Below are 21,056 nucleotides of genomic sequence, written 5' to 3' on the forward strand. Positions count from 1 at the left end.
GATGCGCAGTATGGCGCGGAACGGGGTCCGGCGCACTCGCGGCAACGCAAGCACGGGGCAACTCCCGTGGCGTCAGTCGCGCAGGCCCGGGCGGGTCTCGCTCTCGACCCAGACGTTGGCACTGTCGACACCGGCCGGCGACAGTTCCATCCGGTATTCGTAGCGGTCGGGGCGGTACTGGCCCAGCAGCAGCTGCACCGGGCGCCCGGACTGGTCCTTGACCACGCGGCGCACCGCCAGCAGCGCGCCACCGACCGGCACATCCAGCAGCGGCGCCACCACCACGTCGGCCAGCCGGGCCGACAGCACCTGGCTGGCACGGCCGAGCTTGACGCCGCCCGCTTCCAGCAGGCGCAGCACCGGGGTCTCTTCCAGCGCCTGGCGCGTGAGCGGCCGGCCCAGCGTCGCCGGCAGGTAGACCGTGATGTGCGACAGCGGACGGTTGCGGTAGTGGCGCACCCGCACGATCTTTACCACCGGGTCGCCCGCCTCGATCTGCAGCGAGTCGGCGACATCGGGCGTGGCATGGACTTCGTCGATCGAGATCACCTTGACCGAGGTCTTCTGGCCCATGTCGATGATGTTGTCGAGCAGGCTGGTGCCGCGTTCCTCGCCGCCGGCCGCGGCCGGGCGCACCGGATGCGGATTGACGAAGGTGCCCAGCCCGCGGTGGCGGCGCACCAGTCCTTCCTGCACCAGCCGGTCGAACACGCGCCGCATGGTCACGCGCGAGGCGTGGAACTGCTTGGCAAGGTCGATCTCCCCGGGCAAGGGACCCTGGCCGAAGCGGCCTTCGACGATCTGCTGGCGCAGCACCACGTAAATCTGGTGATACAGGGGAACGACGGCTTCACTCATGGTTTCCCTTGTGGAGAGATGACAAGTCTGTAATGCCTCTAATGTACTTTAAATCAGACATAGGACCTAGCGAGGATAAACGCTGAGGGGTTTTCGCGACAAGGGCCTTGCACCGCTGCGACGCTGCGCCAAGGCGCGGCGACCCATCGGGACGGATTCGCCCGGTTGCGCCGGCGGCGTGCCGGCCGGCGGCCGGCGCGCGGCCATGGCCTCGGCGCACACTTGCGCAAGCCGCCAGCGTTGCGTCAAGGCGGCAATGTGGGCCGGCTCACATGGGCGGCGGCGGCGGCACCCCCGGTCCCATGTTTCACCGCCGAAACGCGGTCGCAGCATCAGGGCAAATCCCGAGCAGGCGCCGCAAACCCTTGAAAAACAAGGCTTTCTTGGCTCCCCCCGGAGGATCCCACCAACCCCATGGGACCCCTCTGTCACAGCAATGTGACATGTCCCCGGCCGCACATCAGGCGGGGCCATGTTGATCCGGCAAAACATCGGCCAAAACCCCTGCCGCAACGCCAGGTGGCCCTTGTAATACAAGGACTTGCCGCCTCGGGTGACGAAGCTGGCACCGATTATGCGCAGGGCAGGCTGGTTTGGCAGCAAGCCCGACCTGAACCTCCGGCCGTGCGCTCGTCGATGAGTGCCGGTTAGGAGCAGAGCCGCTGTGACTGTGAAATCCTCCTGGGAGCATCGTATGAACAAGACACTTCTGGCGTCGGCGATTGCCCTCGCCTTTGCTGGTTCGGCGTGGGGTAACCCGACCAATAACAACACGGACGGCTGGAACCATCAGTCAGCCACCGCCAATTCAACCCAACGCGGCGCCGGGTCTCTCGCCAATGAGAACTCGACGTCCAACCAGGACAACTCCGATCACAGCACCAGCACCCGCACCACCACCATCGACGTCGACAAGTCTCAGACCAACTCCAACAACCGCACAGCGACGGTTGTGGTCGACAAGTCGACCAATGACTCCAACAACCGCACCAACTCCAACAACAAGAGCAAGACCAACTCCGACAACCGCACCCGCCTGACGCTGGACCAGGGCGGGCTGGGCAATGCCGCCGCCAACGCAGGCAATGCCTCGTCTAGCATCGCCAATTCCTTCAACACCAGCAAGGCGATCGCGGTCAGCAAGCTTAGCGGCCAGGTCACCGGCAACACCGTCGCCAACATCGGTAACGTGGCCAAGAACTTCGGCAATGCCAACGGCGGCACCGGCTTCGGCGGCAAGGGCGGTCAAGGCGGTCAGGGCGGTACCGGCGCTGGCGGCAGCGGCGGATCCGGTGCGGCCGGCGCGGCCGGTGCGGTCGGCGCAGCCGGTGCAGTCGGCGCCAAGTCGTTCGCCTACAACGGCGGTGCGCGCGCCGGTGATGCTACCAGCGGCCGCGCCATTGGCGGTGACGGTGGCGATGGCGGCGCGGCGCTCGGTCGCGCTGGCGATGGCGGCGGCGCCTATGGCCGCGGCGGCAGCGCACTGAGCGCGGCTGGCAGCACGGGCGGCAGTGGCGGCGATGCCTATGGCAAGGGCGGCGGTGCCCTGAGCGCTTCGCTTGGCGCGGGCGGTCGCGGCGGCGGCGCTGGCGCAATCGGCGGCGGCGGCCTGGGTGCCAGCGGTGCGCTGGGTGGGCTGGCCGGTTCAGCCGGCGGCTCGGGCGGCAGCGGCGGCGATGCCAACGGCCGCGGCGCGGACGCTGGCGGTGCCGGCGGCGCCGGTGGCGGTTCCGGGGCGGCCGGTACTAACACGGCGGGCGCGGGCACGGGCACGGGCGGCGGCGCGGGTGCGACCGGCGGTACCGGCGGTGCCGGCAGTTCCGGCGCGGTCGCCACCGGTGGCGCCGGCAGCGGCACTGGCGGTGCTGGCGGCACCAGCGGGGCTGGCTCGACGGCAACGGCTGGCACGGGCACGGCGACCGGCGGTGCCGGCGGCGGGCAGAGCAGCGTCGGCGGCGCGGGCGGTGCCGGCGCGGCGGCCAACTCGGGCGCGGCTACCAGCGTGGCCACGAACGGCAGCAACTCCGCGGGTAACGGCGGCAATGGCGGCAACGGCGGCAACGGCGGCAGCGGCGGCAGCGGCGGCAGCGGCGGTGCAGCGACCGGCGGTACCGGTGGCGCCGGCGGCGTCGGCAACGGCGGCCTGGGCGGCAGCGGCGGCAACGGCGGCTACAACCTGGTCGACGCAGGCACCTTCAACATGTCCAACACCATGACCAGCGTCGGTCAGACGGCGGCGGGCATCATGATGGCCAGCCAGAACAGCGGCGTGGCCTCGCTGGTGCAGCAAAGCGTGAACGTGCAGGCCAACCTCAACGTGGGCGGCAGGTAAGACGCGCAACGCGGCCGGGTCCCGGGCTTGCCCCGGGACCCGGCCGGCGGTTTCGCAGTCATGCCGGCAGGACCGGCGCCCGCATCCTGTGTGCGGGCGCCCGGGCCCTGTCTTACCTACGCAAGCCAAGTTGCCATGCAGCCGACAGGAGAGAGTCGGCGCACCGGCAGGGGGGGAAACACCATGCAACCGGTCCGCTTCGCCGTCGGCGCCTGCGCCGCGGCATTACTCGCCTGGCCAGCATTGCAGGCCCGCGCGGAGCCGCCAGGGCTGGAGGCCGCCATGGCCGCCGCGCGTGCAGACGCTGCCGCGGCCACCGCGGCGGTGGCCGCACCGGCGCCAGCGCCGGCCGCGCTGTTCGCCGGCGCGGCCAGGGCCGTGCCCGTGTCGCGGCTGGATGACGTCCGCGGCGGTGCGGAAGTCACCGTCAACGATATGCGCCTGCACGGCACCGTGGCCGACAACGCCGCGGTCAACACCTTGTCCGGCACCAACCACATCACGGATGGCGCGTTCTCGAATGCGGCGGGGATTCCCACCGCGATCCAGAACTCGGGATCGAACGTACTGATCCAGAACGCCACCATCGTCAACGTCCAGTTCAAATGATGAAGCCGCTGCGAATCCTGCTGGCGTGCGTGTCCTGGCTGCTGGCGACGGCGCACGTGCCCGGCGTGCAGGCCGCCGACGTTCCGATCTACGGCCCGGTCGGCGAACCCTACAGCGTCAGGGTCACCAGCCTGCGCGAGGCGCGCTTCAAGTCCACCATCCGCCAGCAGTTCGACTTCAGCTGCGGCTCGGCCGCGGTGGCCACGCTGCTGACATACCAGTACGGCCATCCGATCAACGAGGCCACCGTGTTCCAGAACATGTACCTCAACGGCGACCAGCAGAAGATCCGCGCCGAAGGGTTCTCGCTGCTGGACATGAAGCGCTTCCTGGCGGCGCTGGGCTATGAGGCGGATGGCTTCGAGCTGCCGCTGTCCAAGCTGGAAGAAACGCAGGTGCCGGCGATCGTGCTGATCGTGGAGAACGGCTACCACCATTTCGTGGTGGTCAAGGGCGTGCAGGGCAACCGCGTGCTGGTCGGCGATCCGGCGCGCGGCACGCGGGCCATGTCGCGCGAACAGTTCGAGCGCATCTGGGACAGCCAGCTGCTGTTCGTGATCCACAACCGCACCGAGCGCGCGCGCTTCAATCTCGCCGCGGACTGGCGCGTCGCGCCCAGCGGTCCTTACTGGATGGGCGTCAACCGGGACAACCTGTTCTTCACGGTCATGCCCCGCCATGGCGCCGGAGATTTTTGAGGAACGCATCATGTTGCAGATTTGCTTGCCGGGCCCGGCCGTGCCACGCAGCGCCGCCGCAGCGGCCGCGGCGATGGTGCTGGGCGCCGGCCTGGCGTACGCCGGCACGGCACAGGCCGGCATGCCGCCGCAGCCCGCGGCGACCGATCCCTCGGCGCCGCCGTCGCAGGCAGCCATGGCCGCGCGCGAGCGCGTCGACTCCCACCCGGTGGCTGCCGCGCGCGGCAGCATGGCCGGCTGGAAACCGGTGGCCCATGACAAGCTCGACGACATGCGCGGCGGCTTCGAGATGCCCGGGCTGCAGGTTTCGTTCGGTATCGAACGTGCGGTGTACATCAACGGCGACCTGGTGGTTGCTACCAGCATTAACATCCCGGACGTCAGCCGCATCACTGCCGACCAGGCCGCGCGGCTCGCCGCGACGCTGGGGCCCTCCATTGTGGCCAGCACCAATGCCGCGGTTGCCAACGCGCTGGCGGGCAACCCGGTCACGGCCGACGCCGCCGCGGCGATGCATGCCAATGGCACCGGCGCGGCGGCATCGGCTGCGGGTGGTGCGCAGGCGGGCGGCACGGCGGCGGCAGCGGCCAATGGTGGTGCCTCTGCCAGCGCCGGGACCGCCGGCGCCGCGGGTGCCGCAGGTGCGGCGGGCCTGCCGGCGACAGCCGTGAGTACCGCCACCGGCCAGGTCATCACCAACGGATTGCTCAACGTGATCCAGAACGGCCCGGGCAATGCCGCGTCGGTGGGAGCTCTGGCGGGAACGCCGGTGACCGTGATCCAGAACACGCTGAACAACCAGAGCATCCGGAGCCTGATGACAATCGACGCAAGCGTCAATACGCTGCAGGCCTTCCGGTCGCAACTGGCCAACACGGCGCTGAACCAGGCGCTGCTGCGGGCCGCAAGCATGAGATAGCCGTTAGCGAGGTAGCAGGCAGTACAGGTCGCAGGCTCCTGCAAGACAGCCTGCCGTCCGGGGGAGGAAGACGTGATGAAGAAGCGGTCGATGCAGGGCATCCGCAATGCGGGATGCTCGACGTTGCTGTTGCTCGGCGGACTGGCGCAAGCCCAGACGCCGCCGGAGGCGGGGTCACCCGCGGCCGGACTGGAATCACTGCAGAGGGAGCTCGCCGAACAGGCCAGCCAGCTCGATGCCATGAAGCGCGCGCTGGCCGAGCAGGAGGCAGTGATCCGTGAACTGCGCAGCGTGATCGGCACCGAGGTGCTGGCCACCAAGCGCGGCGGACAGCGCACCGGGCCCGGCGTGATGCCGGCCGACAACGCCACCAATGCCGCCACCGCGGCAGCGGCCGCCAGTGCCACGCAGGGCGCGCCGGGGCTGGCTAGCAGTCCGCAGCAGGTCATGGCGCAGGCGCCGCAGCCCGGGGCGCAGCAGGGCGAGTCGGCCAGCCCGCAGACGGTGGCCGTGGAAGAGCCCGTCGGCCGTCCGCCCGAGACCGACCGGCGCCCGCCCGAGGTGGCACCGCTGATCGACCAGCCCGGGGTGCTCACCGCCGAGGGCAAGCTGGTGGTCGAGCCGGGCTTCCAGTACGGCTACTCGTCGAACAACCGCGTCGCGCTGGTGGGTTACTCGATCATTCCCGCCCTCCTGATCGGCCTGATCGATGTGCGCGAGGTCAAGACCTCGACCTATATCGAATCGATCGCGCTGCGCTACGGCGTCACCAAGCGGTTCGAGATCGAGGCCAAGGTGCCGTACGTGCAGACCTCGGGCTCGACCATCAGCCGCGAGGTGTTCACCGGCACCGCCGTCGACAACGTGTTCAATGCCAGCGGCAAGGGCATGGGCGATATCGAGGCCACGGTGCGCTACCAGCTCAACTACGGCAATGAGCGGATCCCGTATTTCGTCGGCTGGCTGCGCTACAAGTCCAACACCGGCAAGGATCCTTTCGAGGTGGTCACCGATTGCGTGACGCGCTGCGTGGGCAATGCCACCGGCACCGGCCTGCCGCTCGGGCTGCCCACCGGCACCGGCTTCCACGCGATCCAGCCCGGCATCACCTGGCTGCTGCCGACCGATCCGGCGGTGTTCTTCGGCACCTTCAGCTACCTGCACAACTTTTCCCGCGACAACGTCAGCCGCACCGTGCTGAACGGCGAGAAGGAGAACCTGGGCAAGATCGCGCCGGGCGACATCTTCGAGTTCAGCTTCGGCATGGGGCTGTCGCTCAACGAGAAGGCGTCGTTCAGTATCGGCTACGACCAGGCCATCATCTGGCCGACCAAGCAGAACGGCATGACCGTGCCCGGCTCGGTGCGCCTGACGCAGGGCACCTTGCTGGTGGGGTATTCGTACCGCTTCAACAACCGCTATACGCTGAACCTTTCGGTGGGCGCCGGGCTGACGCGCGACACGCCCGACCTGCAGGTCAATGTGCGCCTGCCGATCACTTTCTGAAGGCCGTCGGGCCAGAGGTGACGCGTGCCCCGCCCGCGCGGGGCACGCGTGCGCATCACATCCGCCGGCACCGTGCGCCAGTGCCGAAACGCGCCTTGCGCTGGCCCCATGAACGGCGTACAAAGAAATAACCCCGCGCCGCCAGCGGTACTTTTTCCGACCAGCCTCAACCTCACCGGTGGTGCGGCCTGAACAAGGAGAGAGACATGCGCAAACGCATCTTCTGGTTGTTGCCCGACCTGGCGAGTGCCAGACGCACCATGGATGACCTGCTGCTGGCCCGCGTCGAGAACAGCCACATCCACTTCGTGGCGCGCGACGGTGCCGACATGACCGGCCTGCATGAAGCCAACCTGTTCCAGACTTCCGACATCGTCCATGCGGCCGAAATGGGCCTGATGGTCGGCGGCGGCGTGGGCGTGGTGGCCGGTGTGGTGGTGGCGATGTTCCCGATCGTCAGCGACACCCCGCAGTGGGGACTGGTCGGCGTGCTGGCGGTGCTGGGCGCGGTGTTCGGGGCCTGGGCCGCAAGCATGATCGGCAGTTCCGCGCCCAACAGCCGGCTGCGCGCGTTCGAGAAAGACATCGAGGCGGGCAAGATCCTGCTGATGGTCGACGTGCCGCGCACCCGCGTCGAGGAAGTCGAAACCCTGCTGCGCAACGCGCACCCGGAAGCCAGCTTCGCCGGCGTCGATCCGGCCGTGCCGGCGTTCCCCTGATCCGGCGCCTGCCGCCGGCTGGCGCCACGCGGCGCCGCATCTCTCTCTGCGCGCGCCCGCGCGGCGCGCTCCGGCGCGCCTGCCGCCGGCACCCGGCCCCACCGGAACCGCTCAGGTTCCGGTGTGATGCCGCTGCAACACCCCTGTTTTCCCGGTTTGCCCACGTCGGACGCATGCGGTACCTTGCGTGACGGCGCGCGGGCCTTGCCCGGCGCTGCCACAGAACAACGAAAGCAGCCGTCCAGGCGGAGGGGTCGAGACAATGAAGGCAAAATGGATCGCGTGCGGCCTGCTGGCCGCCACGCTGGGCTGGGCCGCGCAGGCGGCCCTGGCGGAACCGGGCGTGACCCGCAACACCATCCGCATCGGCCAGTCGGCCGGCATCACCGGGCCGGTGGCGGGATCGGTCAAGGAGCAGATCGCCGGCGCGCAGGTGTACCTGCGCACGGTCAACGCCAATGGCGGCGTCGCCGGGCGGCGCATCGAACTGGTCACCTACGATGACGGCTTCGATGCCAAACGCACGCCCGACAATGTGCGCAAGCTGCTCGACGAAGACAAGGTGTTCGCGCTCTTCATGGTGCGCGGCACGCCGCAGAACGAAAGCATCCTGCCCATCATCGCCGCGCAGAAGGTACCGCTGATCGCGCCGCTCACCGGCGCCATCACGCTGCACCGGCCGGTGAACCGCTACGTGTTCAACGTGCGCGCCAAGTACCAGGACGAAGTGGCGCGCGCGATCAACCACCTGGCGACGTCGGGAATGAGCCGCATCGGCATCTTCTACGCCAACGACGGCTTCGGCAAGGACGTGCTGGAGGGCTACCACGGTGCGCTGCAGGCGCGCGGCGTGCAGCCCGCGGCCATGGTCAATTTCGCCCGGCCGATGGGCGACATCACCCAGGGCGTGGCGACCATGCACAAGGCCAACCCGCAGGCGGTGCTGGTGATCGGCTCGGGTTCCGAGGCGGCGCGCGTCATCCGCGAGCTGCGCCGCGCCGGCAGCGAGGCGCAGTTCGTCACGCTGTCCAACAATGCCGCCGATGCCTTTATCCGCGAACTCGGCGACGACGCGCGCGGGCTGATCATCACGCAGGTGGTGCCGGGCACCAACTCCAGCCAGATGACGCTGGCCAGCGAATACCGCAGCCTGGCGAAGCAGCAGGGCGTGGAGCTGTCCAACGCCGGCATGGAGGGCTTCATGTCGGCCAAGGTGCTGGTCGAAGGCCTGCGCCGCGCCGGACCCGAGCCGACCCGCGAGCGGCTGGTCGCGGCGCTGGAGGGCATGCGCGACTATGATCTCGGCGGCATCCTGATCAGCTACAGCGCCGCGCGGCACACCGGCTCGTCGTTCGTGGAAATGTCGATCGTGTCGTCCACCGGCAAGCTGATCCGCTAGCGCGCGGCCGCGGGCCCCGGGGCCGGCCGCTGCGGTATAGTCGCCGGCATGGCTACTCCGATCCCCTCCCCCGATTCCCGTACCCCGTTCGCGCTGCATGGCCGCGTGGCGCTGGTGACCGGCGGCGCGCAGGGCCTGGGCCTGGCTATCGCCGCCGGGCTGGCCGATGCCGGTGCCCATGTGCTGGTGGCGGCGCGAAATGCGCCGCGCGTGCGCGAGGCCGTCGCCGCGCTGGCGGCGCGCGGCGGCAGCGCCGAGGCGCTGGTGCTCGACATCACCGACGAGGCCGCGGTGGCGGCGGCCTTCGACCGCATCGATGCCGGGCCGGGCCGGCTCGACATCCTGGTGAACAATGCCGGCGCGCGCAACCGCAGCAACATGGCGCAGCTCGATGCCGGCGACCTGCGCGCCATGCTCGAGACCAACCTGGTGGCGCCCTACGCGCTGTGCCGGCTGGCCGCGCAGCGCATGCGCCACGGCGGCTACGGGCGCATCGTCAATGTCAGCTCGATCGCGGGCCAGGTGGCGCGCGCCGGCGACGTGCTCTATCCCGCCACCAAGGGCGGGCTCGACGCGCTCACGCGCGCCATGGCCGCCGACCTGGGCCGCCACGGCGTCACCGTCAACGCGATCGCCCCCGGCTATTTCGCCACCGAGCCGAACCAGCCCATGGTCGAGGACCAGAGCGTGGCCGAGTGGCTGCGCCAGCGCACCTCGCTGGGCCGCTGGGGCCAGCCGCACGAGGTGGCGGGCGCGGTGGTGTTCCTGGCATCGCCGGCGGCGTCGTATGTCACCGGGCAGGTGCTGGCGGTCGACGGCGGCTATCTCGGGCACTTCTGACGCGCCGGCCAGGCCGGAGCGTACCCAATTCTGCGTGCCGATCCTGCCCGCGCCTCAGCGCCGCGCGGGGGGCTTGCCGCCGCGGTAGAACGCCTGCAGCGCCTCGATCATCGCGGCGGCGGCGGCCGAATCGCCGCGGTCTTTCAGCCGCACCAGGCAGATATCGCGCACCAGCGACGGCAGCTGCAGCGGCCGGATCGCCAGCCCTTCGCGCCGGAACTGGAACAGCGCCAGTGACGGCACCGCGCTGATGCCCAGCCCCGCCTGCACCAGCGCCGCCACGGTAGCCAGGTGCTCCACCTCCATCACGCTGGCCAGGCGCAGCGGATGCAGCGCGGCGTCCAGGTGCTGGCGCACGCTGGTCGTGCGCGACAGCTGGATGAACGGCAGCCCCGCCAGCATCTCCGGCGTAATGCGCCGCTTGCGCGCCAGCGCATGGTCCGCCGGGCACACCAGGTGGAAGGTGTCGCGCACCAGCGGCTCGACGCGCAGGTCATCGTCCTGCGCCGGCGCCGGTGCCAGCGCAAAGTCGGCGCGGCCCTGCCGCACCAGCTCGATGCAGCCATCGGCAAGCTGGTCGAACAGTTCCAGCACGATGCCCGGATAGCACGCGCGAAACTGCGCCAGCAGCGGCGGCAGGTCGCCGCCGGCGAGCGAGGGCAGCGCCGCGATCGAGACCCGGCCCTTGCGCCGCTCCGCGTGCGCGCGCAAATCTTCGAACGCGGTCTCGAAATCGGCCAGCAGCCGGCGCGCGGTCTGCTCGAAGCGCACGCCGTCCGTGCTCAGCTCCACATGCCGCGTGGTGCGTTCGAACAGCCGGCTGCCGGCCTGCTCTTCCAGCGTCTGCACCAGCGCGCTGAAGGCCGACTGCGACAGGTGGCAGGCCCGCGCCGCGCGCGTGAAATTGCGGTAGGTCGCCAGCGCCACGAAGGCGCGCAGGTGCTTGACCGACAGGTTCATGGCCCCGGCAGATATATCCAGGAAGTCGATAGATTAATCCAAATAATCCATTTTTTGGCTGGGCCCGCCCACCCTAGAATGAGACCGACCTGCCCAACCCTGGCTTCCGATGCCTCCCTCGACCATGACTGCTCCCTTGCTGATCGGCTCCGGCGCCGGCTTCTCCGGCGACCGTACCGATGCCGCGCTGCCGGTGGTGCGCACCCTGATCGCCGCGGCGCAGCCGGCGGCACTGATCTTCGAGACCCTGGCCGAGCGCACGCTGGCGCTGGCGCAGCTGGCGCGGCGCAACGATCCCGCGCAGGGCTACGAGCCGCTGCTCGATGCGCTGCTGGCGCCGGTGCTCGGGCTGTGCCTGCAGCACCGCATTGCCATCGTCGGCAATTTCGGCGCGGCCAATCCGCGCGCGGCGGCGCGGCGCGTGCTGCAACTGGCCGGCGAACTGGGCCTGGCCGCGCCGCGCGTGGCGGTGGTGGAGGGCGATGACCTGTCCGACGAGGCCGGGCGCGCGCGCCTGCACGGCATCCTGGGCGAGGCCTTCGACGCCGAACGCTTTGTCTGCGCCAACGCCTATATCGGCGCGCAAGGCATTGCCGACGCGCTCGCCGCCGGAGCCCAGGTGGTGGTGTGCGGGCGCGTGGCGGACCCGGCGCTGGCGCTGGGGCCGGCGATGGCGCACTTCGGCTGGGCCTGGGACGACTGGGACCGGCTTGCCGCCGCCACCATGGCCGGGCACCTGCTCGAATGCGGGGCGCAGGTCACCGGCGGCTATTTTGCCGACCCGGGCCGCAAGGAGGTGCCGGACGTGCACGCGCTGGGTTTTCCGATCGCGCGGCTCGATGCCGACGGCTGCATCGAGATTTTCAAGGCCGCCGATACCGGCGGCTGCGTCGACCTGCGCACGGTCAAGGAGCAGCTGCTGTACGAGGTCCACGACCCGTGCGCCTACCTGACGCCGGACGTGGTGGCCGACATCGGCGCCGTCACCGTGGCGCAGCTGGGCCCGGACCGCGTGTCCGTGCGCAACGTGCGCGGCCACCCGCGCCCGGCGCAGCTCAAGGCCAATGTGTTCAGCCACGGCGGCTGGCTGGCCGAGGGCGAGATCTCCTACGCCGGCCCCAACGCCGCGGCGCGCGCGCGGCTGGCCGCCGACATCCTGCGCCGGCGCATGCGGATGCTGGGCCACGACGCGCCGCTGCGCTTCGACCTGATCGGCGTGCTCAGCGTGCTCGCCGACGATGCCGGCGCCATGCTCGCGCAGCCCCAGCCGCACGAGGCGCAGGCGCAGGATGTGCGCCTGCGCGCCGCGCTGGCGCATGACGACCTGACCGTGGCACAGGCGCTGCAGCGCGAGGTCAATGCGCTCTATACCTGCGGCCCTGCCGGCGGCGGCGGCGTGCGCACGGCGCAGCGCGCACGGCTGAACGCGGTGTCGTGCCTGGTGCCGCGCGCCGCGGTCACGCCCACCCACACCTTCATCGACTAGGAGCCCGCCATGTCCGCTACCGCCGCGCTCTACCAGTTCGCCCATGGCCGCACCGGCGACAAGGGCGACCGTTCCAACATCAGCGTGATCGCCTATGACCCGCGCGACTTCGACCACCTGGTCGCGCACGTGACCGAAGACGCGGTGCGTGCGCTGTTTCGCGAGCGCCGGCCGGCGGCGGTCACGCGCTACCTGGTGCCGTCGCTGCACGCGATGAACTTCGTCCTCGACGGCGTGCTCGATGGCGGCGTCAACGATGCGCTCAATCTGGACACCCACGGCAAGGCGCTGTCGTTCCGCCTGCTGCAGCTCGAGATCCCGCTGCCGCCGCGGCTCGCGCCGGGGGCGCCGGACCAGCCCTGAAACCCTTGCCTTCAACGATAACGATTTCGACAGGAGACTTCCATGCATCCGTTCTTCAAGCCAGTGGCCGTTGCCGCGCTCGCGCTGATCCTGCCCGCGGGCCAGGCCTGGGCCGAGTTTCCCGACAAGCCGATCCGCTTCGTGGTGCCGTTTGCCGCCGGCAGCGCCACCGACCAGCTTGCGCGCGCGATTGGCCAGGCCATCACGGTGGACAGCAAGGTCACCGTGGTGGTCGACAACAAGCCCGGCGCCAACGGCTTCATCGCCGCGTCCGACGTGGCCAAGGCGGCGCCGGACGGCTACACCGTGCTGATCAGCACCAACACCACGCATGCGGCCAACGAGCACCTCTTCAAGAAGCTGCCCTACGACCCGGTCAAGGACTACGCGCCGATCACGGCGCTGGGACGCGGCGGCCAGATCATGGTGGTGAACCCGCAGGTGCCGGCCAGGACCGTGGGCGAGTTCATCGCGCTGGCGCGGCAGCAGCCGGGCAAGCTCAGCTTTGGCAGCGGCAGCTCGTCGTCGCGCATTGCCGGCGAGCTGTTCCAGCAGATGGCGCAGGTGCAGCTGCTGCACGTGCCGTACAAGAGCAATCCGCTCGCCATCACCGACCTGCTCGGCAACCAGATCCAGATGATGATCACCGACACCGCCACCGGCCTGCCGCAGGTCAAGAGCGGCAAGCTGCGCGCGCTGGGCGTGTCGGGCAAGGCGCGCTCGCCGCTGGCGCCGGAAGTGCCGACCATCGATGAAGCCGGCGTCAAGGGCTACGAGATGAGCTACTGGTTCGCCGCCTACGCGCCGGCGGGTACGCCGCAGCCGGTGGTGGCCAAACTCAACGCGATGATGGTGAAGGCCGCGCGCAGCGAGACCGCCGCCGGCTTCTACAAGTCCACCGGCACCGAGGTCTTCACCAGCACGCCCGCGGAGCTGGCGAAGTTCCAGTCGCAGGAGTCCGGCAAGTGGGGCCGCATCATCAAGGCGGCGAATATCCAGCCGGAGTGAACACCGGGCGGCGCAAGCTCCCATGCATGGAAAACGGGGCCACATGGCCCCGTTTTTTTACGCAGAAGTAGGTACGCTTTGCCGCTTGCGCCCTTGTCTGGCAAGGCGCGGCTAAGATGCGTGCTGGCCGCGCGCCGTTGCGGCGGCGGCCTTTTCCTCGACAACACCAACCAGAACAAGGAACAGGATATGAAGCTGCAGTCCGTGGTGCGCCATGCCACCTTCAGCCGGTGCCGGCGTCCGGCGCTGCGCCGGGCCGTATCGCGCGCCGTCATCGCCATCGCCATGGGTAGTGTCGCGCTGGCCGCCGGCGTGGCCAGCGCGCAGACCGCCGCGCCGCCGGCGCAGCAGAAGACCCAGGTGCCGGGCTACTACCGCATGATGGTCGGCCAGCTGGAAGTCACCGCGCTCTATGACGGCTACATCGACCTGGACCCCAAGCTGTTCAAGTACACCAGCGCGCGCGAATTGCAGAGCCTGCTGGCGCGCATGTTCGTGGCCTCGACGCCGGGCATGCAGACCGCGGTCAACGCCTACCTGATCCATACCGGCAACCGCCTGGTGCTGGTCGACACCGGCGCGGCGGGCTGCTTCGGGCCCACCCTGGGGCGCATCGGCGAGAACCTGCGCGCCGCGGGCTATGCGCCCGAGCAGGTCGATACCGTGCTGCTGACGCACCTGCACGGCGACCATGCCTGCGGCCTGGCCAGCGACGGCAAGGCCGCGTTCCCGAACGCAACCGTCTACGTCGACAAGGCCGACCTCGATTACTGGCTGAGCGATGCCAACGCCGCCGCCGCGCCGAAGGAGGCGCAGGGCCTGTTCGCCATGGCGCGTGCCGCGGTCGCGCCGTACCAGGCGGCGCAGCGCCTGCGCACCTTCAATGGCGGCGCCGGCGGCGAGCCCGTTGCCGGCGTGCGCGTGGTGCCGGCCAACGGGCATACCCCCGGACACAGCGGCTATCTGTTCACCTCGGGCAACGACAGCCTGCTGCTGTGGGGCGACATCGTGCACAACCACGCGTTGCAGCTGCGCCGGCCGCAGGTGGCGATCGAGTTCGACGTCGACAGCCACCAGGCCGTGATCACGCGCAAGCGCCTGCTGGAACAGGCCGCCAAGGGCAGGTTGTGGGTAGGCGGCGCGCACATGCCATTCCCGGGCCTGGGCCATGTGCGCCGCGACACCGCGGGCTATACGTGGGTGCCGGCCGAATATGGCCCGATCCGCGGCGACCGTTAGCCACGGGCGGCGGCTTTTCGCCTAGAGTCATCCCAGGGTCGCCGCGCGTACCGGATGCGTCGGCCCGGTCTGCCGGAGGACTTGCCATGCCTGCCAATGTGACCCGCCGCCGCTGGCTGCGCGCCGGCGCCGCGGCCCTGTTGCTGGCCGCACCGCTGCCGCGCGCCGTGCGCGCCCAGCCCGGCCCGGCGCCGGCCCGCGAGGCTGCGGCGCAGCGCATCGGCGTGATCGGCGCCGGCCGCATCGGGGGCACCGTGGGCGGCTTGTGGGTCAAGGCCGGGCACCCGGTCCTGTTCTCGTCGCGCCACCCGGAGGCGCTCCAGCCGCTGGTAGAAGAACTGGGTACGCTCGCGCGCGCCGGCACCGTGGCCGAGGCCATTGCGTTCTCGGACGTGCTGTTCCTGGCCACCCCCTATGGCGCGCTGCCGCAACTCAGCCGCGACCATGCCGGGGCCTGGCAAGGCAAGATCGTGCTCGATGCCACCAACGCCTATGGCACACCGCGACGGCCCCATCGCCGACGAGGCGCGCCGCGATGGCATCGGCCTCACCACTGCGCGCTACCTGCGCGGCGCGCGCGTGGTGCGTGCCTTCAACTTCATGGGGGCAGGGCAGTTTGCCAGCGAGCATCACCGGCCCGGCGGGCGGGTGGCGGTGCCGATCGCGGGCGATGATGCGGCCGCGCTGCAGGTGGCCGCGCAACTGGTGCGCGATGCGGGCTTCGAACCGGTGGTGGTGGGGCCGCTGGCCAGCGCCGATCGCTTTGCGCCGGGCGGGCCGCTGTTCCGGCAGGTGGGTACGGCCGAGGAATTCCGGCGGAAGATGGAGGAACGCTGACGCTGCGGATGGAAACCGGCAGCTCAGGGCCGGCGCCGCTCCATCGCGACCATCGAGGGCGTAAAGCCGAGCTGGCCGAAAAAGGCGGCTTCGGACGAGCGCGCCGCGCGCAGCATCCAGCTGATATCGGGATCGCTGCCGACGATATGCCGCACCAGGGCGCGGCCGATGCCGTGCCGGCGGTGGCCGGGCGCCACCACCACCATCGACAGGAAACCGTCGCAGACGTCGTCGCATAGCGCGCGGGCAAAGCCGACCACCTCGCCTTTCTCGACCGCCACGGCCACGCGCTGCGAATTGGCCACCAGCCGCGCGAACTTGTCGGGCCCGCCCACCCGGTGAGCCCAGCCATTGGCGATCAGTAGTTGTCTGGCTGCCTCGAGGTCGTCGGGCAACAGGTTACGGATTTCCATCGGCGGCTCTCCCAGCAAAGCATGTACGGCCCCTCGCCGCCCCTTGCCACCAGGGACGCCGCGAGTCGAGAACGGCACGGCAAGCCGTGCTGCGCAATTGGCGGAGTGTAGCGAGCGTGCGCGGGCGCGTCAATTTGGCGCCTGGCTCCGGCCGTTGCTCGCGGGGTCGCCCACGGGGTCGCTCACGGCGACGCTCCGGCGCGGTATCATGGCCTCCATGAACGCCCCCGTCTTCTCCTCCGCGCATCCGGCCGACCAGCTCGCCGAGTTCACCGACGCGGATGCGGCGGTTGCCCGCATCCGCGAAATCTACGATGCATCGGTCGGCGCCGTGCGCGCGCGCTTCGATGCCTTCGCCGGCGGCAAGCCGCTGCCCTCTGCCGCGCATGCGTGCTATCCCTACCTGGGGATCTCGGTCAACATCGAGACCATGGTCACCGACAGCCGGCCCTCATGGGGCACCGTGGCATACCCCGGCGTATACGGCACCACGGTGACGCGCCCCGACCTGCTGGCCGACTATTACCGCGACCAGATCGAGCGGCTGATGCGCTATCACCGCGTGCCGGTGGTGGTGGGCCTGAGCCGGCGACCGATCCCGCTGCCGTTCGTGATCGAGGCCTCCACCACCGACATCAGCTACACCCAGGCGCGCGAGCTGGAAGCCTCGTTCGTGCTGCCCGAGCTGAACCGCATCGACGACGGCATTGCCAACGGCACCTATGAGCCGGTGCCGGGCGAAGCCTGGCCGCTGTCGCTGTTCCCCGCCGAGCGCGTGGACCTGGCGCTGCAGCGGCTCTATCACTACACCGGCACGGCGCCGCAGCACTTTCAGCGCTTTGTGCTGTTCACCAACTACCAGCGCTATGTCGACGAGTTCGTCGCGCTGGGGCGCGCGCTGATGGGCGACGGCGACGGCGGCGGCTACACCCGTTTCGTCGAGCCCGGCGACGTGGTGCAGGACCTGGGCGCGGCCGAACCCGACGACGCCACGCGCCCGCGCGCGCTGCCGCAGATGCCGGCCTACCACCTGGTGCGCGGCGACAAGCTGGGCGTGACACTGGTCAACATCGGCGTGGGGCCGTCCAACGCCAAGACCATGACCGACCACCTCGCCGTGCTGCGCCCGCACTGCTGGCTGATGGTGGGCCACTGCGGCGGCCTGCGCCGCTCGCAGCAGCTCGGCGACTACGTGCTGGCGCACGCCTACGTGCGCGACGACCACGTGCTCGACCACGACCTGCCGCCGTGGGTGCCGGTGCCGCCCATTGCCGAGATCCAGGTGGCGCTGCAGGAAGCCGTGGCGCGCGTGACCGGGCTGTCCGGCAACGAGATGAAGACCCGCATGCGCACCGGCACGGTAGTATCGACCGACGACCGCAACTGGGAACTGAAGTCCAAGGCGCTGTACGCGCGCTTCAACCAGTCGCGTGCGATCGCCATCGACATGGAAAGCGCGGCGGTGGCCGCCAACGGCTTCCGGCTGCGCGTACCGTATGGCACGCTGCTGTGCGTATCGGACAAGCCGCTGCATGGCGAACTCAAGCTGCGCGGCATGGCCAACGCGTTCTATCGCCAGCGCGTCAGCCAGCACATGACCATCGGCCTGGAAGCGATCCGCATCCTGCGCGAGAACGGCGTCGAGCAGCTGCATTCGCGCAAGCTGCGCAGCTTTGACGAGCCGGCGTTCCGGTAGGGATGGCAGCTTCACTGGCATGTCTTGCAGCAAAAAGAAAAACGGCGCCACCAGGCGCCGTTTCTATTGGCAGGAAGCCGCCACTCAGAACCGATACCCAACCCCAAAGCTGAACAGCCACGGATCCAGGCTGACCTTGGAAACCTTGACGTCCCCCGCCTTCACGTCGCTCGACAGCCAGATCTTCTTGATGTCGGCGTTCAGGAACCAGTTCTTGGTCAGCTTGTAGTCCATGCCGATCTGCAGCGCCGGGCCCACGCTCCAGCCATCCAGCTGCAGCGAGTTGTTGGCGAGGTTCTCGCCCCAGATGCGGGTGAAGTTCAGGCCCGCGCCGATATACGGGCGGAAGGTGCCGTTGGGAATGAAGTGGTACTGCATCAGCAGCGTCGGCGGCAGGTGCTTGAAGGTGCCGATCTTGTTGCCGTCGAGGTAGACGTTCTGCTTCTGCGGCACCGTCAGCACCAGTTCCGCGGCAATGTTCGGCGTGAAGAAGTAGGTGACGTCGAGTTCGGGTATCCACTTGTTGTTGACCGTGATGCGGTCCGACGGGCCGGCGCCGCCGACGGGATCGGAGCTGTTGGCCATGTCGAGGTAGGTGCCGCGCAGCCGCACCATCCAGTTGCCCTGGGCGTCGTCCGCGGCGGCCGCGGGCGTGGCGAAGGCGCCGAGCATGGCGCAGGCGGCGATGGCCGAACAGGTGGCGGTGCGAAGAGACAGTGTTTTCATGAGGTCTGCTTGGTTTGTTATCGAAGCCGGGCCCAGTGTGGCCGAGGGGGCTGGCCGGGGCCTTGACACAAAACAAGCGGAACCAAATGGTGCGCGCGGCGTCGCCATCGCGCTACAACGCTTCACGAGCGACGCGTCCTCGGACATCGCTTCTAACCACATGCGAAATGATTCGTAGCGCAGCCCGATGCTGCCGCTTACGCTGTGCGAAAGATCCGAGCACGCGCAACGCGTGTCCGCATCCGCACCAGGCATGTCGTGGGCGTCCGCAAGGGCGTCTTTCCGGGTGTGCCCCGTGGGGGCGGGGCACACCGGTTTTCTTGCGAAACGCTACACGTCAGCCATCAGGCCACGGCGGCGCTGGCGGTGGTGTGAGCGCCGGCAGCACGGCCCGCCTGCAGGTGCCGGTTCACGCCCGACAGCACCGCACGCAACGAAGCCGTGACGAGGTTGGCGTCGATGCCCGCGCCGAACCCGGTCGGTGAGTCGCCCACGCGGACTTCGACGTAGCACGCTGCGCGCGCATCGGCGCCGGCGCTCAGCGCATGCTCGTGGTAGTCCATCACGCGTACCGGCAGGTCCAGCGCATCGATGAAGGCGTCGATGGGGCCGTTGCCGCTGCCGCGCACGCTGCAGGGTCGGCCGTCGCGCTCGATCTGCACCGTGATCACGGTGGCGCCGCTACTGTCGCTTGCCAGCTGGTGCGAGACATAGCGCAGCGGCGCCTCGCGCGCCAGGTACTCGCGCTGGAACAGGCCATGGAGGTCGTCCGCGCTCGCTTCCATCCCGCTGTCGTCGGTCATGGCCTGCACCGCGCGGCTGAACTCGATCTGCAGGCGGCGCGGCAGGTAGAGGCCATGCACCTGTTCCAGCAGGTAAGCCATGCCGCCCTTGCCCGACTGGCTGTTGACGCGGATCACCGCGTCGTAGCTGCGGCCGAGGTCGGCCGGGTCGATCGGCAGGTAAGGCACTTCCCAGATCGCGTCCGGCTGCTGCTGCGCAAAGCCCTTGCGGATCGCATCCTGGTGCGAGCCCGAGAACGCGGTGAACACCAGGTCGCCCACATACGGATGGCGCGGATGCACCGGCAGCTGGTTGCAGTGCTCCACGCACTGGCGCACCGCATCGATGTCGGAGAAGTCCAGTTGCGGCGCCACGCCCTGCGTATAGAGGTTCAGCGCCAGCGTCACCAGATCGACATTGCCGGTGCGCTCGCCGTTGCCGAACAGGCAGCCCTCGACGCGGTCGGCGCCCGCCATCAAAGCCAGCTCCGCCGCCGCCACCGCGGTGCCGCGGTCGTTGTGCGGGTGCACCGACAGCGCGATGTGCTCGCGCCGCGCGAGGCGGCGGTGCATCCATTCGATCTGGTCGGCGAACACGTTGGGCGTGCTGCATTCCACCGTGGTCGGCAGGTTCAGGATCATCGGGCGGCCCGGGCCCGCCTGCCACGCGGCCGACACCGCATCGCTGACTTCCAGCGAAAAATCGAGTTCGGCCAGGCTGAAGGTCTCGGGCGAATACTCGTAGGTCCACGCGGTCTCGGGCATGGCATCGGTCAGCGCCTTGATCAGGCGCGTGCCCGCTACCGCAACTGCCTTGATCTCGTCGCGCGAGGCATTGAAGACGATGCGCCGCCAGGCCGGTGCGATCGGGTTGTACAGGTGCACGGTGGCGCGAGCCGCGCCGCGCACGGATTCGACGGTGCGGCGGATCAGGTCTTCGCGCGACTGCGTCAGCACGACGATGGTGACGTCGTCGGGAATGCGCCGTTCTTCGATCAGCATGCGCACGAAGTCGAAGTCGGTCTGCGACGCGGCGGGGAACGCCACTTCGATTTCCTTCAGGCCGATCTTCACCAGCTGTTCGAAGAAGCGCAGCTTGCGCGCCGGGTTCATCGGCTCGATCAGGGCCTGGTTGCCGTCGCGCAGGTCGGTGCTCATCCAGCGCGGCGCGCGCGTGATGGTGCGGCCGGGCCAGGTGCGGTCAGGAAGGTCGACAGTGGCGGCGGGGCGGTACTTGGTGGCGGGATTGACGCGCATACGGGTTCTCCTTCCTCGCAAGGGAAGATGAAAAATGGAAAAACGGAAAAGGGTGGCGCGAGGCTGCCGAACTGCCACGGGGCCCTAGGCCCGGCAACCGATCGGTAGGCTTAGCAGTAGCGAGGAAGCGCGCGGGGCGCCGCCCGATGCCAGGTCAGCCAGCACGCGTGCGCGGGCAGCGATGCGGGACGCATCGGCAGCCTGGCGGGAGTGCTGGGGTAACGGTTCATCGTGGCTGGAGTGGGAGGGCCGCGGCCGCTCCGGAGTGGTTGCGCACGCAGCGCATGTCCCTATGACCGGGCAAGGTTAGTCGACAAGTCGCGGCCCGGTCAAGCATGGCGCGCCTGCCGTCGTGCGCGGCAGTCCGTCGTGGCCCGATCAGGGGATCGTGGAAACGGGCTGCGCCAAA

18 protein-coding genes and 1 pseudogene are annotated in these 21,056 nt (G+C 69.5%); 14 read left to right on the top strand and 5 right to left on the bottom strand.

Features of this window, described 5'->3' with window-relative positions:
* Positions 1–72: 72 nt before the first annotated feature.
* Positions 73–858 carry a GntR family transcriptional regulator gene (locus tag CBM2586_RS17080; protein WP_115665830.1) on the bottom strand — a complete coding sequence of 262 codons (786 nt, stop codon included), beginning with the start codon at positions 856–858 and terminating at the stop codon, positions 73–75.
* A 694-nt stretch (positions 859–1,552) separates the two neighbouring features.
* On the opposite strand from CBM2586_RS17080, the gene CBM2586_RS17085 reads away from it, so the two are divergent.
* From CBM2586_RS17085 to CBM2586_RS17120, 8 genes are all read left to right on the top strand, one after another.
* On the top strand, positions 1,553–3,190 hold the full coding sequence (locus tag CBM2586_RS17085) for a hypothetical protein (RefSeq protein WP_116292606.1): 1,638 nt from the start codon (positions 1,553–1,555) through the stop codon (positions 3,188–3,190).
* A 183-nt stretch (positions 3,191–3,373) separates the two neighbouring features.
* Entirely contained in the window at positions 3,374–3,799 is a 426-nt protein-coding gene (locus CBM2586_RS17090; protein WP_115688849.1) for a hypothetical protein, read from the top strand.
* Complete coding sequence (locus CBM2586_RS17095) at positions 3,799–4,497, top strand: C39 family peptidase (RefSeq protein WP_115666523.1); 699 nt, start codon at positions 3,799–3,801, stop codon at positions 4,495–4,497. The genes CBM2586_RS17090 and CBM2586_RS17095 overlap by 1 nt, the downstream gene beginning before the upstream one ends.
* Before the next feature lie 10 nt (positions 4,498–4,507).
* Entirely contained in the window at positions 4,508–5,416 is a 909-nt protein-coding gene (locus CBM2586_RS17100) for a flagellin (RefSeq protein ID WP_115666522.1), read from the top strand.
* 75 nt (positions 5,417–5,491) lie between these two features.
* On the top strand, positions 5,492–6,922 hold the full coding sequence (locus tag CBM2586_RS17105; RefSeq protein ID WP_115665827.1) for an acetate kinase: 1,431 nt from the start codon (positions 5,492–5,494) through the stop codon (positions 6,920–6,922).
* A gap of 206 nt (positions 6,923–7,128) precedes the next feature.
* The gene (locus CBM2586_RS17110) at positions 7,129–7,641 is read left to right on the top strand and encodes a DUF1269 domain-containing protein (RefSeq protein ID WP_115665826.1); all 513 of its coding nucleotides are present in this window, start codon (positions 7,129–7,131) and stop codon (positions 7,639–7,641) included.
* Positions 7,642–7,903: 262 nt separating this feature from the next.
* Positions 7,904–9,040, top strand: a complete 1,137-nt coding sequence (locus CBM2586_RS17115) for an ABC transporter substrate-binding protein (RefSeq protein ID WP_115688851.1) — start codon at positions 7,904–7,906, stop codon at positions 9,038–9,040.
* A 48-nt stretch (positions 9,041–9,088) separates the two neighbouring features.
* Positions 9,089–9,880 carry an SDR family oxidoreductase gene (locus CBM2586_RS17120; protein WP_115665824.1) on the top strand — a complete coding sequence of 264 codons (792 nt, stop codon included), beginning with the start codon at positions 9,089–9,091 and terminating at the stop codon, positions 9,878–9,880.
* A gap of 54 nt (positions 9,881–9,934) precedes the next feature.
* Here CBM2586_RS17120 and CBM2586_RS17125 read toward each other — a convergent pair whose 3' ends face one another.
* Positions 9,935–10,840 (bottom strand): LysR family transcriptional regulator, encoded by a 906-nt coding sequence (locus CBM2586_RS17125; protein WP_115665823.1) that lies wholly within the window; start codon positions 10,838–10,840, stop codon positions 9,935–9,937.
* 124 nt (positions 10,841–10,964) lie between these two features.
* On the opposite strand from CBM2586_RS17125, the gene CBM2586_RS17130 reads away from it, so the two are divergent.
* From CBM2586_RS17130 to CBM2586_RS17150, 5 genes and pseudogenes are all read left to right on the top strand, one after another.
* Complete coding sequence (locus CBM2586_RS17130; protein ID WP_115666521.1) at positions 10,965–12,326, top strand: acyclic terpene utilization AtuA family protein; 1,362 nt, start codon at positions 10,965–10,967, stop codon at positions 12,324–12,326.
* Between the two features lie 9 nt (positions 12,327–12,335).
* A complete protein-coding gene (locus CBM2586_RS17135) occupies positions 12,336–12,689 on the top strand; it encodes an AtuA-related protein (protein ID WP_115665822.1) in 354 nt (117 codons plus the stop codon).
* Positions 12,690–12,731: 42 nt separating this feature from the next.
* On the top strand, positions 12,732–13,697 hold the full coding sequence (locus tag CBM2586_RS17140) for a Bug family tripartite tricarboxylate transporter substrate binding protein (protein ID WP_115665821.1): 966 nt from the start codon (positions 12,732–12,734) through the stop codon (positions 13,695–13,697).
* A 189-nt stretch (positions 13,698–13,886) separates the two neighbouring features.
* On the top strand, positions 13,887–14,936 hold the full coding sequence (locus CBM2586_RS17145; RefSeq protein WP_115691339.1) for an MBL fold metallo-hydrolase: 1,050 nt from the start codon (positions 13,887–13,889) through the stop codon (positions 14,934–14,936).
* Positions 14,937–15,022: 86 nt separating this feature from the next.
* Positions 15,023–15,773 (top strand): annotated as a pseudogene (locus CBM2586_RS17150) (NADPH-dependent F420 reductase).
* 23 nt (positions 15,774–15,796) lie between these two features.
* Here CBM2586_RS17150 and CBM2586_RS17155 read toward each other — a convergent pair.
* Positions 15,797–16,186 carry a GNAT family N-acetyltransferase gene (locus CBM2586_RS17155; protein WP_062804004.1) on the bottom strand — a complete coding sequence of 130 codons (390 nt, stop codon included), beginning with the start codon at positions 16,184–16,186 and terminating at the stop codon, positions 15,797–15,799.
* Between the two features lie 208 nt (positions 16,187–16,394).
* On the opposite strand from CBM2586_RS17155, the gene CBM2586_RS17160 reads away from it, so the two are divergent.
* Complete coding sequence (locus CBM2586_RS17160) at positions 16,395–17,882, top strand: AMP nucleosidase (protein ID WP_115665819.1); 1,488 nt, start codon at positions 16,395–16,397, stop codon at positions 17,880–17,882.
* Between the two features lie 84 nt (positions 17,883–17,966).
* Here CBM2586_RS17160 and CBM2586_RS17165 read toward each other — a convergent pair whose 3' ends face one another.
* Both CBM2586_RS17165 and leuA read right to left on the bottom strand, forming a co-directional pair.
* Positions 17,967–18,608: an OmpW/AlkL family protein gene (locus CBM2586_RS17165; RefSeq protein ID WP_115665818.1), complete on the bottom strand. Its 642-nt coding sequence runs from the start codon at positions 18,606–18,608 to the stop codon at positions 17,967–17,969.
* A gap of 344 nt (positions 18,609–18,952) precedes the next feature.
* Positions 18,953–20,647 carry a 2-isopropylmalate synthase gene (gene leuA, locus CBM2586_RS17170; RefSeq protein ID WP_115665817.1) on the bottom strand — a complete coding sequence of 565 codons (1,695 nt, stop codon included), beginning with the start codon at positions 20,645–20,647 and terminating at the stop codon, positions 18,953–18,955.
* Positions 20,648–21,056: the final 409 nt, after the last annotated feature.

Origin of the sequence: Cupriavidus taiwanensis (assembly GCF_900250115.1) — a bacterium.
Lineage (GTDB): Bacteria > Pseudomonadota > Gammaproteobacteria > Burkholderiales > Burkholderiaceae > Cupriavidus > Cupriavidus taiwanensis_B.